Annotated in this window: 14 protein-coding genes; 1 reads left to right on the forward strand and 13 read right to left on the reverse strand. The window is 60.6% G+C overall.

What is annotated here, in order from left to right:
• Positions 1-233: 233 nt before the first annotated feature.
• The 12 genes from LZ686_RS16700 to LZ686_RS16755 all read right to left on the reverse strand — a co-directional run bounded on the left by LZ686_RS16700 (position 234) and on the right by LZ686_RS16755 (position 10543).
• Complete coding sequence (locus LZ686_RS16700; protein WP_349548511.1) at positions 234-761, reverse strand: sugar phosphate isomerase/epimerase family protein; 528 nt, start codon at positions 759-761, stop codon at positions 234-236.
• Positions 700-951, reverse strand: a complete 252-nt coding sequence (locus LZ686_RS16705) for an apurinic/apyrimidinic endonuclease family protein (protein WP_349548544.1) — start codon at positions 949-951, stop codon at positions 700-702. The genes LZ686_RS16700 and LZ686_RS16705 overlap by 62 nt, the downstream gene beginning before the upstream one ends.
• 254 nt (positions 952-1205) lie before the next feature.
• The gene (locus tag LZ686_RS16710; RefSeq protein ID WP_349548512.1) at positions 1206-1817 is read right to left on the reverse strand and encodes a trimeric intracellular cation channel family protein; all 612 of its coding nucleotides are present in this window, start codon (positions 1815-1817) and stop codon (positions 1206-1208) included.
• Positions 1818-2029: 212 nt separating this feature from the next.
• Positions 2030-2824: a 3-oxoadipate enol-lactonase gene (gene pcaD, locus LZ686_RS16715; RefSeq protein ID WP_349548513.1), complete on the reverse strand. Its 795-nt coding sequence runs from the start codon at positions 2822-2824 to the stop codon at positions 2030-2032.
• A 59-nt stretch (positions 2825-2883) separates the two neighbouring features.
• Positions 2884-4215, reverse strand: a complete 1332-nt coding sequence (locus LZ686_RS16720) for an MFS transporter (protein WP_349548514.1) — start codon at positions 4213-4215, stop codon at positions 2884-2886.
• Between the two features lie 31 nt (positions 4216-4246).
• Positions 4247-5032, reverse strand: coding sequence for a benzoate diol dehydrogenase BenD (gene benD, locus LZ686_RS16725; protein WP_349548515.1), 786 nt, complete (start codon positions 5030-5032; stop codon positions 4247-4249).
• Entirely contained in the window at positions 5029-6057 is a 1029-nt protein-coding gene (gene benC / locus LZ686_RS16730; protein WP_349548516.1) for a benzoate 1,2-dioxygenase electron transfer component BenC, read from the reverse strand. Before benC ends, benD begins: the two co-directional genes overlap by 4 nt.
• Positions 6058-6093: 36 nt before the next feature.
• On the reverse strand, positions 6094-6582 hold the full coding sequence (gene benB / locus LZ686_RS16735) for a benzoate 1,2-dioxygenase small subunit (RefSeq protein WP_139598940.1): 489 nt from the start codon (positions 6580-6582) through the stop codon (positions 6094-6096).
• The gene (locus LZ686_RS16740) at positions 6579-7937 is read right to left on the reverse strand and encodes an SRPBCC family protein (RefSeq protein WP_139598941.1); all 1359 of its coding nucleotides are present in this window, start codon (positions 7935-7937) and stop codon (positions 6579-6581) included. The genes benB and LZ686_RS16740 overlap by 4 nt, the downstream gene beginning before the upstream one ends.
• A gap of 116 nt (positions 7938-8053) precedes the next feature.
• On the reverse strand, positions 8054-8992 hold the full coding sequence (catA, locus tag LZ686_RS16745) for a catechol 1,2-dioxygenase (RefSeq protein WP_139598942.1): 939 nt from the start codon (positions 8990-8992) through the stop codon (positions 8054-8056).
• Between the two features lie 67 nt (positions 8993-9059).
• Positions 9060-9350, reverse strand: a complete 291-nt coding sequence (gene catC / locus LZ686_RS16750) for a muconolactone Delta-isomerase (RefSeq protein ID WP_139598966.1) — start codon at positions 9348-9350, stop codon at positions 9060-9062.
• A gap of 2 nt (positions 9351-9352) precedes the next feature.
• Positions 9353-10543 carry a muconate/chloromuconate family cycloisomerase gene (locus tag LZ686_RS16755; protein WP_349548517.1) on the reverse strand — a complete coding sequence of 397 codons (1191 nt, stop codon included), beginning with the start codon at positions 10541-10543 and terminating at the stop codon, positions 9353-9355.
• 143 nt (positions 10544-10686) lie between these two features.
• Between LZ686_RS16755 and LZ686_RS16760 the strand changes: the two genes are divergently transcribed.
• The gene (locus tag LZ686_RS16760) at positions 10687-11622 is read left to right on the forward strand and encodes a LysR family transcriptional regulator (protein WP_349548518.1); all 936 of its coding nucleotides are present in this window, start codon (positions 10687-10689) and stop codon (positions 11620-11622) included.
• A 2-nt stretch (positions 11623-11624) separates the two neighbouring features.
• Here the strand turns inward: LZ686_RS16760 and pcaF are convergent, their stop codons facing one another.
• A complete protein-coding gene (pcaF, locus tag LZ686_RS16765; protein ID WP_349548519.1) occupies positions 11625-12827 on the reverse strand; it encodes a 3-oxoadipyl-CoA thiolase in 1203 nt (400 codons plus the stop codon).

A 12827-nucleotide genomic window follows, 5' to 3' on the forward strand; every position in this document is an offset into this window, starting at 1 on the left:
GATCTGGATGGGGGGCGCCTTTTGAACCTCGGCGACGCAGGCTTCGATGCCGACACGGGGTTCTACCTGGTGCGGAAGCGGTCATCTTCGTCCGGCAGTGCCGTCGATGCCGTCTGGTCCTGGTGCACTGAACAGTTCCAGTGGAATTCGCTCATTAAACTTGAATAGTTTCTACTATATTTTTTTCAAACAAAATCACCAATGTTACTTTAAAACACTGTTGTTTTATATAATCATTGCGCCAATTTAATTTTTTTGAGGTATGATATCGACCGGTCAATGCCGCGCTTGTTATTCAACTCAAGGATGAGGCGAGGCACTTCTGGAAGTCTCTTAAGCGCAAAAAATACCCCCGACCAACATATGGATCCATCTCCGATAGGTAAATGATGGTCAGCAAGTCCGTCGTTGTCGTGCAGGTGGACATGCTTAATTTTTGATCCTGCCTTCACGATGAAATCTTCAACGGAAGAACCGCCAAAACTATTATGAGTAAAATGAGCATGCCCTGCATCCACAGATAGCGCAACAGCGTCTGATTGGAAACGGTCAGCGATCATATTGCATAGAAATGGATCGCGATCTTGAATATTTTCAATGACGATAGTTACACTGAGCATTTCAGCTCGTTTAACACATGCGTTCAAACTGTTATAGCGGCACTCGACAATCCACTCCAGGAGAGAGGCAGAATTAACTTCAGTTTTTTTTTGAAAAATTCCATACTGAATATGGGGAGTGAATAACCAACTGGTCCGCACCAATGTAGCTGCAAATACTTAATGACGTATCGATCCGTTTGGAGGTGATCTTTTGGATATCGCTATCAGGATTTGAGATATCCAGACCCCAAGAGGGACCATGCAAGCCTATTTTACCTTTATGCTGTGACAGTAGATCCTTTGCTTGGTGTGCTAATGTCAACCAATCTCCTCCCAGGACTTCACTCATAACGAAATCCTGAAGTTCAATATCGCGACGGCCACATTCCAACAAGTGTTGATTATTTAAAAGGTCACAGACTTCTACTGCTATCCCAACAAGAGGAAGACTTATGCGCTTATATCAACTAAAAATTGCAAGTGCATGAAGTTGGTATAGCTCATAACAGCACCCAAATCGGATTATGTCGAAGTATCTCCAAATAGAGCCACCCCCTGATTGCAGAAGCCGGTATATACGGCTTTCCGCAGCCGGAATAGCATTTATTTCCAGTCAGATTCAATTGAAAAAGTAGGAAGACGCCAAGAGCGCCATATTGCAAGAAGACGCAATAGAAGGCCCGCCATAAAACTGACTAGGTTGGCAATGTCCGTAGTAACACCAAGATATTTCAAGCTGAGGAACATGATGCATACAGTCAGAGCGACGCTAGCATAAAGCTCACGCTGAAACACGACAGGAACCTGACCGCACAGGATATCCCTCAAGATCCCGCCGCAAATCCCAGTAATCATGCCTGACATGATCACGACAACCGTGGCGTAATTCATGCTTAATGCCACGCTGCAGCCGATCAACGAAAATGCTACGAGGCCCATAGCATCTAACACGAGAAACAGCCGTTTCAGTCGCCGCACAAAGGGTGCAATAAGTGTTGTCAACAGGCCGGCAGAGATGACGATATAAACATACTCAGGATTTTGAGTCCATCCTATAGGAAATCTGCCGAGGGTGACATCACGAATGGTTCCTCCTCCTAGCGCCGTCACGAAAGCAATCACGGCAACGCCGAAGATATCCATATTCCGTCGACCGGCCGCAAGGGCGCCGGACATGGCCTCAGCAGTGATGGCAACGAGATAGATGCTGAACAAGACTGATTCTGACGGAGGTAAAGGATACATCAAGACTTCCTGCTTATGTCATTTTGTGCAATTTTTTTCGATATACCCTGGGCGACGTTCGCCTATATGCGGTGACTGTTACTGCGCCGAACGTTTTATGCATCATAGAGTAAAAATGTTCTTCCTACCTCTATGCTGTTATCGCACCCTCATAATATAAAAATCTTATATCGTGCATCTGGTTATTGGTGCTGAGGAGTACGCAAAAATGGTATCACGGTCTTATTGAATTGCAATGCGGCTTCAATATTGACGATATGCCTCCCAGGCAGGGAGACATGCTTGCCATTGGTAACACCGGCGGCGAGCACTTCGAGGTCAGCGGGCGGACAGACCGGATCATCCCCCCCTGATATTGCCAGCACGGGGTTCTTGATATCATGAATCTTTTTGCGGAAATCTGCACGGGCCAGCGCTGCGCAGCATCCCATGTATCCATCGACAGATGTCTGTTCAAATTGGCCAAGAACTGCCGCGGCGGCATCAGGATGAACCTGCCGAAACTCCGGCGAGAACCACCGATCAGCTGTCGATGTGATCAGAGGGCTTAAACCGTTCTCGGTGACGTCTGCAATCCGGGAGGTCCAGCTGTCCACGGTGCCGATGTGGGCAGCAGTCGCGCACAAAACAATGCGGTCTAGACGTTTGCCAGCATGGATCGCCAGCCACTGCCCCGTCAGCCCACCGATCGACAGGCCGCAGAAATGGGTGCGATCGATGCCCATGGCATTCAGCAGCATGATGACGTCTGACCCCAGGTCGGCCATCTCATAGGGGGCTGGTGGGGCCTCGGACCTTCCATGGCCCCGTCGGTCGTAACGCAGGATTTGGAAATCCGATTTCAGACCCGCGATCTGCGCGTCCCACATGTGCAGGTCAGTTCCGAGGGAATTGCAGAAGGTTAGCCAAGGCTTGTTCACTCCTGCCCCATCGATACGGTAGTGCAGGCGGTGCGTAGGAAGGTTCAGATATGGCATGGCGTAGTCTCCAAAAGAAAAGACGCGCAGCCTAACGACTGCGCGCTATCAGATGATCTTCAGACTGTCGCCAACTGCGCCCTTTCGGTGCTGCGGGCATTGCTGAGGGCAAAGACCATCATCGCAAGAGTCGCGATGGCAGCGGGCAGCGCGAAGATCAGGAAGTTCTGACCCAAGGGCAGTTCCTTTGCCAACAGCACCCCGCCCATCGTCGGTCCGACGATGGCGCCGATGCGACCCACACCGGACGCCCAGCCCAGCCCCGTCGAACGCACTGACAGATTGTAGAGCTGCGCGACGCTGGCGTAGAGCAGGATCTGCGTCCCGATGGTGGTGGCACCTGCGACGAAGATCAGCGCGAACAGCAGCCCCGGTGCCGGATTGACGCCGATCAGCGCGATGGACAGTGCGGCCGCCGCAAAGAAGCCCACGACGACGCGCGGAAGGCCGAACCGGTCACCCAGCCTGCCGCCCATGATCGCGCCGGCCATGCCGCCAAAGTTCAGCGAGAACAGGCTGAGAAGGCTGGCGCGTTCGGCATAGCCCGCTTCCTGCAGAACCTTGGGCAACCAGGACGACAGCAGATAGACCAACAGCAGGCAGCAGAAGAACGACAGCCACAGCATCAACGTGCGCAGCAGTCGGCCATGCCGGAACAGTTCGGCGACCGACGCGGAGGCGCCCTTCACCTCGGTAAAGACCAGTCGGTCGTCGGCGGCCAGCGGCATTGCAGGATTGATTTTGGCGAAGATGCGCTTCGCCTCTTCCTGCTTGCCCTGCTTGATCAGGAAGCCGAGCGACTCAGGCAGCTTCCACAGGATCAGCGGCAACAGCAACAGCGGCACCGCGGCGATGAAGAACATCGGCTGCCAGCCGAAGCTGGGGATCAGGCCGATGCCTAGCCCCGCCGCAACCATGCCGCCCACCGAATAGCCCGAGAACATCAGCGCGACCATCGTGCCGCGCAGACGCTTGGGTGCATACTCGTTCATCAGCGCGACTGCATTGGGCATCAGGCCGCCACAACCCAGACCTGCGATGAAGCGGAAGAATTTGAACTGTCCGGGCGTGTCGGCAAACCCCGTCAAAACCGTGGCAGAGGTGAACAGCACGAAGCTGATGGCCACGCCCTTCTTCCGGCCGATCCGGTCGGCCAGCGGGCCCAGGATCAAGGCGCCGAACATCATGCCGAACAGCGCCCATGCCTGAAGCGCACCCGCCTGCGGCTTGGTCAGGCCCCATTCCTGGATCAGCGTCGGCAGGACCGTCCCCGCCACGAACACATCATAGCCGTCGACCACCAGCAGGGTGCCGCACAGCGCAACCACCAGCCACTGAAATTGCCCGAACGGACTTCGGTCAATGGCCTCGTTCACGTCTATCGTACGCATCGTCATTCTCCTCCCTGTTGTTGTTTCGGTGTCAGCCCTCGTCGCCTCCCGCGACGGACAGGACGGACCCGGTGATGTAGGATGCCTCGTCGGACGCCAGGAACAGGATCGGCGCGGCCTGTTCGTCGATGGTCCCATAGCGCTTCAGGACACTGGACCCGGTCACCTGTTCCACGACCTGCGCCATCCACTGCCGCTCATCCGGGCTGTCGCCCGCGGCATTGCGCGGGATGCGGCGCGGGGGTGCCTCGGTTCCGCCGGGTGCGGTGGCCACGACGCGGATGTTCTGGCCTGCCACCTCCATCGCGAGGGATCGCGTGATCGCGTTCACGCCCCCCTTGGCCGCCGAGTAAGGCACCCGGTGGATGCCGCGTGTCGCGTTCGACGACACGTTGACGATGGTGCCGCCGCCCCGCGCGGCCAGATGCGGCAGGACCGCATGGCAACCATACAAAGTCGGCATCAGCGACCGGCGGATCTCGACGTCGATCTGGTCAGGTTCAAATTCGGCCAGTGGGCGCATACGGATCGCACCGCCCACCACGTTGATCAGAATGTCGATGCCGCCAAAGGTATCGGCGGCATTGCGCATGGCGGCGTTCGCCCCTGCCCAGGTCTCCAGGTCGGCAGTAAAGCCTGCGGCATCTCCCTGGGCCTCGGCCACAACTTCGGCCAGGAAATCGGCCCGGTCCACGAACAGTACGCGGCCACCTTCGGCCGCGGCGCGCAGCGCCACCGCCCGGCCGATGCCCTGGGCCGCGCCGGTGACCACGATCACCTTGCCCGCAAAGCGTCCGGCAAACACCGCGGCAGTCATGCACTGGCCTTCAGCGGTGCGTTCGGCGTGAATTTCTCGTAATGAAAGCTGGCCGGTTCGACCTTGTGGTCATTGAGATACTGCCTGACGGCATCGACCATCGGTGGGGGGCCGCACAGATAGATGTCGACATCGCCCGCCGCCAGCATCTCCTCCGGCATGTGTTGGGTCACCCAACCCGTGCGCGGGTGATCCGAGGCCGGATCGGCAACCACAGTCGCGACGGTCAGGTTCGGCAGCCGCCTGGCCAGCGCCATGATGCGGTCCACCAGAACAAGATCCAGATCGCGCGTCACGCCATAGATCAGGTGGATCTGCCGCCGCGATCCGGCACGCGCCAGCACCTCCAGCATCGACAGGAACGGAGCCAGCCCGGTACCGCCTGCCAGACACAACAGCGGACCATCGCCCCCTCTCAGGTAGAAGCTGCCCATCGGGCCGGTCAGTTGCAACTGATCGCCCGGTTTGGCACGCGACAGCCAGGTGCTCATCACCCCATCGGGGATCTTCTTGATCAGGAATCCCAGGTTGCGCTCGCCCGGCGCGGTGCTGAAGGAGTAGGATCGGTGAGTACCGCTGCCGGGAACGTTGATATTGACATATTGCCCTGGCAGAAATGCAGGAGCCGTGGCCGTATCATCCATGGTCAGTTCCAGGACGACGGCGGCATCATGATGCGGCTCGATCCGGGTCACCGTGGCCGCGAACGCCTGCTGGCCGGTCTTGCAGGCCTGCGATGTGGTTGGCACCGACAGCACGCAGTCGGACGATGGCACCATCTGGCAGGTCAGCACCAGCCCCTGCCCCGCCTCGTCCTCGGTCAGGGCGTCCTCGATGAAATCGTCGCCCAGGTCGTAGGCGCCGCTCTCGGCGCGGCACTTGCAGGTGCCGCAGACGCCGTCGGAACAGTCCATCGGCAGATTGATCTTGTTGCGGAATGCCGCATCGAGAACCTTCTCTCCGGGCTTGCAGTCAACGAAGCGGGTGACCCCGTCCTCGAAGTTCAGGGCTATGGTGTAGCACATGGTCGCCTCCTCCTTGCGGTTGTGCGGGGTCGGCGGTCAGACGTGATAGACGTCGATGACCTGGCGGATGTAGTCGTTTTTCAGGACGATCTTTTTGGCCGCGATGCGCAGCCCGTCCGGATCCCGCCGCAGGGTGACGAACATGGTCCCGAAGAACTGATCCGTGGCCTTGTAGCGGTGGTTCAGCGTGTGGAAGTTGTAGCGGACATCGACCTCGTCGCCGCGATCGGCCACCATCTCGACGTTCTGGACCGCGTGACTGGTGCGCGGCTCAGGCGTGGATGCGCCGGAGCGTTCCGTCTTGATGCGGAACACCCGGTCTTCCAGCCCCTCGCGGTTTGGATAGTAGATCAGCGAGATCTCGGATTGGGGATCTTCGGTCGTCTGGTCGTTGTCGTCCCAGGCCGGCATCCAGTAGGAGGCATCGGGCGCATAGCAGGTCAGCCACTCATCCCATTGCCGGTCATCCAGCAGGCGCGCTTCGCGGTAAAGGAACGCGCAGATCGCGTGATGATCGATGCTCATGCCATCTCTCCCGTCTTCTCGCTGGCCAGGGCATCGCGCATGACGCGGGCCCAGTATTCGTGCTGGCAGACGAACAGCCCTTCGTCCTCGCTGCGCTCTCCAGAGATCAGCGGGTTCAGACCCATGCGGCGGGCATTGTCGTCCGCGCCGTGGATCCACAGCGGCGCACCACGCGACATGTCGTTCCACAGCGGCGCGCTGCCGGCATAAGCGGTCTGGCAGGCACGGAATTCCTCCAGGTCGTCCGACGTGCCCATGCCGGACACGTTGAAGAAGTCCTCGTACTGGCGGATGCGGGTGGCACGGTCTTCGGCGCCTTCTCCCTTTGGTGCGAAGCAGAAGATGGTGACCTCGGTCCGGTCCACCGACAGCGGTCGGACCACGCGGATCTGAGTGCTGAACTGGTCCATCAGGAAGACGTTCGGATAGAGGCACAGGTTGCGCGTCTGGTTGACGATGAAGCCAGCCTTGTCCTCGCCCAAGCGGGCGGCAATCTCGTCGCGGCGGTTGAAGACCGGGCGCACCTCGGGATTGGCAGTGTTGGTCCACAGAAGGATATGGCCGTTGTCGAACCCGTAGACGCCAGCCTTGGATTTGCTCCAGCTGTTGGCATCGACCGCCTTGGTGCCGGTCTCGCTGCGGCGGTCCATTGTGGTGGCATAGTTCCAGTGGACCGAGCTGACGTGATAACCGTCGCAGCCGTTTTCCATCTGCAGCTTCCAGTTGCCGTCATAAATGTAGCTGGAATTCCCGCGCAGCACTTCCAGCCCCTCGGGGGCCTGGTCGACGATCTGGTCGATGACCACCGTGGTTTCGCCCAGGTAATCGGTCAGCGGCGCCACATCGGGGTTCAGGCTGCCGAACAGGAACCCTCGATAGCTTTCAAACCGGGCTACGCGGGTCAGGTCGTGCGAGCCATCGGTGTTGAACTGGTCGGGATACTGCGTGGTCTTGGCATCCTTGACCTTCAGCAGCTTGCCCGTATTGGCAAAGGTCCAGCCGTGGAACGGACAGGTGAAGCTGCCCTTGTTGCCCTGCTTGCGGCGACACAGCATTGCACCCTTGTGGGCGCAGGCATTGATGACCGCGTTCAGCGTTCCTGTCTTGTCGCGGGTGATGACGATGGGCTGGCGGCCGATCCAGGTAGTGTAGTAGTCGTTGACGTCGGGGATCTGGCTCTCATGGGCCAGATAAACCCAGTTACCCTCGAAGATGTGCTTCATCTCCAACGCGAACAGATCCTCGTTCGTGAAGATGTCGCGGCGGCAGCGGAACAGCCCGGCCTGGGCGTCGTCCTGCACGGCTGTCGCCAGCAGGGTATCCAGATCGCGGGCCTTGTCGATGATCGCAGACATGAGTGGTCCTCCCCCAGGGGATGCGCCGGATACGGGCATGCCCTGCTCAGATGTCATTGGTGAAAGATGGATGCGGATCGAGGCAGCCGCGTCGGGCGGCTGCCTGCAGGGCTCCGTCAGGCGGCTGCGCGGCGGCGCTGTTCGTTCAGCTGGTTGTCCACACCGTCGATCAGGGCCGTCAGGTGGATGTCAAAAACGATCTCGGCAAACGGACCGTTCAGGTTGTTGGCATGAATGCTCTGCTCATCCGACCGTTCCACGACTTTGGGGATCAGGCCCTCGCGCGTCGCATAAGCGAAGTCGTCGTGGATCAAAGGATCGCCCTCAATATTGATCTGCGTCGTCAGCTTGCGATGTCCATCGGCGCTGACGAAGAAGTGGATATGAGCGGGCCGCTGGCCGTGCCGTCCAAGGGCGGTCAGCAAACCCTCGGTCGGGCTGCCGGGGGGCACGCCGTAACCACTCGGCAGAATGCTCTGGAACTTGTAGCAACCCTGGTCGTCGGCAATGATCGTGCGGCGCATGTTGAAGGGGGCCTGCTGACCGGTCGGGTCAAAATGCGAATAGAAACCGCGCGTGTCGCAATGCCAGACCTCGACCTTGGCGCCGGGCAGCGGCTGGCCGTCTGCGCCATGAACCTTGCCCTGCATGATCAGCGTTTGACCGTTGGTGTCGTTTCCGTCGTCCAGTCGTGCGAAGCCCACTGACTCCGGGGCGCCGGCCACGTAAAGCGGACCTTCGATCGTGCGCGGGGTCGGGTTTTCGATGCCCATGGCCGCGTCAATGGCGTCCAGCCTCTCATCCATGAAGTGATCGATGCCAAGGCCCGGTGAGACCAGCCCCACTTGACCAGCGGCGCCCAGATCATTCAGCCAGGCCACGCCCTGCCAGTATTCGTCGGGGGTGATATTCAGATCGTCGATTGCCTTGAACAGGTCAGACATCAGGCGGTGCACGATCTGCTTCATCCGCGGATCGCCATCCTTGTTGTTCAGGCCGCTCAGCTCGTTCAGGAATTCCTGGACATCGGGTCGGTTGAAGATGGTCACGGTCATCGGGTTCTCCTCCTGGATTCTTTTGGAAACTGGGTCGGCGGGGCTCCCTCCCCGCCGTTGGGCATGACTAGCGGTCGTCCTCTCTGATGGCCGACGGATGGCGCAGCAGAGGCGTGACGCTGATCTCCATGAACGGGAACAGTGGCAGGCCGGACAGGATCTGGTGCAGCTCGTCATGGTCGCGCACATCGAAGATGCTGCAGTTCGCGTATTGTCCGGCGATCCGCCAGATATGGCGCCACTTGCCGCTGCGCTGCAGATCCTGGGAATAGGCCTTTTCCTGCGCAAGGATCCGGGTGGCCTCTTCGGACGCAAGGTCCCGGGGAAGATCGACCGTCATGATCACCTGGTACAGCATCGTCACACAACCCCTCTGGGCAGGCTGATCGTCTTGCGCAGTCCGTCGCGCGCGAAGAACGCCACGCGGTCCTCGTCCAAAGACAGTCCGAGACCGGGGCCGGCCGGAACCGTCAGCTCGAAGTCGCTGTAGTCCAGCGGCTCGGTCAGGATTTCTTCGGTGAGCAGCAGCGGTCCGAACAGTTCGGTCCCCCATTGCAGATTGGCAAAGGTCGAGAACGTATGGGCCGAAATCACCGTGCCCACCGCCCCCTCCAGCATCGTGCCGCCGTAAAGGCCGATCCCCGCCGCATCGGCGATAGCCGCCACGCGCAAGGCGTTGAACGCGCCGCCGCTTTGCTCCAGCTTGACCGCATAGACGTCCGCACCCTGCACGCGGGCGATCTCGAACGCGCTTTCGGGTCCGGTCAGTGATTCATCGGCCATCAGCGCGATCGGAAAGCGGCGCACCAGCCGACCCATCGCCGCGCTTGAGGCCACCGGTTGTTCGACCAGCAGGCAGCCTGCATCGGCCAGCGCCGCCATGCCAAAGGCGGCCTCCCCTTCGGACCAGGCCATGTTCACGTCGACGCGGATGGACGCCCTTTCGCCAAGCGCCTGCCCGATGGCGGCGACATGGGTAATATCCTCGCGCAGCGCCCGCGCACCAATCTTCAGCTTGAAGACACGGTGGCGGCGCAGGTCCAGCATGCGCTCGGCCTCTGCGATGTCGCGCGCCGTGTCGCCCGAAGCCAGCGTCCAGGCCACGGGCAGGCGATCCCGCCGCCGCCCGCCCAGCAGTTCGCTGACCGGCAGGCCAAGACGCCGACCGTGGGCGTCCAGCAGTGCGGTCTCGACCGCGGACTTGGAAAAGCGATTTTCGCGGACCATCCTGCCGATCCGCGCCATCAGCGACTGCACGCGGGTGGCATCCTGACCGATCATCAGCGGCGCGAACCACGTGTCGATATTGGTCTTCATGCTTTCGGGGCTTTCGCCGCCATAGGCCAGACCGCCGATGGTTGTCCCCTCGCCGACGCCAACGATACCGTCGCTGCAGTGGACGCGGACCAGCATCAGAACCTGACCGTTCATGGTCGCAACCGACAGCTTGTGTGGCCGGATGGTCGGCAGATCAAGGATCACCGTCTCGACCCGCGTGATGACGGGGGTGGCGGTGGTAGTGGAAGCGAGGGGGGCGAATGACTGGTTCATGAGGCCAAAATGCCTCCCGCACAGCGCCCCGTCCAACACCGTTTCGGTTTGAAGCCATACCCTTTGGGTATTATGATCCGTCAGGCATCCACGAAGACTATGATGCTTCGGTGCAGAATACTTTGCGTGAAGGAAAGAATCCGATGGACTTGCGTCAGCTCCGCTATTTTGTCGCTGTCGCGAGAGAGCGCAATTTCACCCGTGCCGCGGAACAGCTGAACATCGCCCAGCCACCGCTGAGCCGGCAGATCCAGTTACTGGAGGAGGAGCTGGGCGTCGTCCTGATCACCCGCACAAGCCGGCCCGTGAAGCTGACCGACGCCGGACGGCTTCTCTATGAACAGGCGTTGCAGGTCCTTGGGCGCGTGGACCAGATGAAAGACGCCACACGGCGGGTGGGCATGAACCGCAATCGGGTGCTCTCCATCGGCTTCGTGGCCTCGACGCTGTATGGCGGGCTGCCGGTCCTGGTGCGCAAGCTGCGCCAGAATGCACCGGAACTGGATATCCAGTTGCTGGAGATGCTGTCGATCCAGCAGGTTGCTGCACTGAAAGAAGGCCGCATCGATATTGGGTTTGGCCGCATGCGCCATAATGATCCCAACGTCGTCGCCACGATCCTGCGCGAGGAGCGTCTGGTTGTCGCGCTGCCACAGGACTCGGTGCTGGCCCAGGACGAGGGCCCGATCCGGCTGTCTGACATCGCGGACCAGCGGTTGATCGTCTATCCGAAGGAGCCGCGTCCCAGCTATGCCGACCAGGTTCTCAGTTTGCTACAGGAGGAAGAGATTCGTCCCCGCGATGTCTTGGAAGTCCGTGAGATCCAGACGGCGCTTGGGCTGGTCGCTGCGGATTCTGGGGTCTGCATCATCCCGTCATCCGCGAGGCAGATGCGGTCTGATGTCCGCTATCGTGTCATCGACAGCCCTGGTGCGACGTCTCCGGTAATCATGAACCATCGGGCTGGCGATACATCCCGCTATCTGGACCTGATCCGGCGCCTGATCCGCGAGATGTATGCCGAAAAACCCGCATGGCTGGCGGCCAACAACTTGGCCGCCCCGGACCCGGACCCCTGACGTCAGACCCGTTCCAAGGCGATCGCGATGCCTTGGCCCACGCCGATGCACATCATCGACAGGGATCGCCTGCCGCCGGTGCGGGCCAGTTCCAGCGCCGCCGTGCCGGTGATGCGCGCGCCCGACATGCCCAGGGGATGGCCAAGCGCGATGGCGCCGCCATTGGGGTTCACGCGCGGGTCATCGTCGGCAATGCCCAGATCGCGAAGGGTCGCCAGACCTTGGCTGGCGAAGGCCTCGTTCAGCTCGATCACGTCGAAGTCGGTCTGGCCCAGCCCCAACCTGGCCATCAGCTTGCGCGCGGCGGGCGCCGGGCCAAATCCCATGATCCGCGGCGCCACGCCCGCGACGGCCCCGCCCAGGATACGGGCGATGGGCGTCAGCCCGTGTCGGCGCGCGCCTGCCTCGGACGCGATGATCAGCGCTGCCGCACCGTCATTGACGCCAGAAGCATTGCCCGCCGTCACCGTCCCTCCCTTGCGGAAGGGCGCCTTCAAACCTGCAAGGGTCTCCAGCGTCGTCTGGCGCGGGTGTTCGTCGCGATCGACCCGGTTAGGGTCGCCCTTGCGCTGAGGGATCAGCACCGGGGTGATCTCTGCGTCAAACCGACCATTTCCCTGAGCCACGGCGGCTTTTTGCTGAGAGCGCAACGCGAACACGTCCTGGTCGGCGCGGCTGACCCTGAAATCCTCGGCGACGTTCTCGGCCGTCTCGGGCATTGAATCGACTCCGTATTGCGCCTCCATCAGCGGGTTCACGAACCGCCAGCCGATGGTGGTGTCGTGAACGGATGCGCTGCGCGAGAACGCCGTTTCGGCCTTGGGCATCACGAAGGGCGCGCGGGACATGCTTTCGACACCGCCGGCGATCATCAGATCCGCCTCTCCGGCGCAGATGGCGCGGGCGGCGGCGATGACCGCGTCCATGCCCGACCCGCACAGCCGGTTGATGGTCGTCCCGCCGACCTCAACCGGGAGGCCCGCCAGCAACAGCGACATGCGCGCCACGTTTCGGTTATCCTCGCCCGCCTGGTTGGCGCAGCCGAAGATGACGTCATCGACCGCCTGCCAGTCGACACCGGCATTGCGCGCCATCAGCACCCGCAGCGGAACGGCCCCCAGATCGTCGGCCCGGACGGAGGACAGCGCACCTCCGAACCGGCCAATGGGCGTGCGGACATAGTCGCAGATATAGGCTTCGGTCAT

The organism is Paracoccus sp. NFXS7 (assembly GCF_040148865.1).
GTDB lineage: Bacteria > Pseudomonadota > Alphaproteobacteria > Rhodobacterales > Rhodobacteraceae > Paracoccus > Paracoccus marcusii.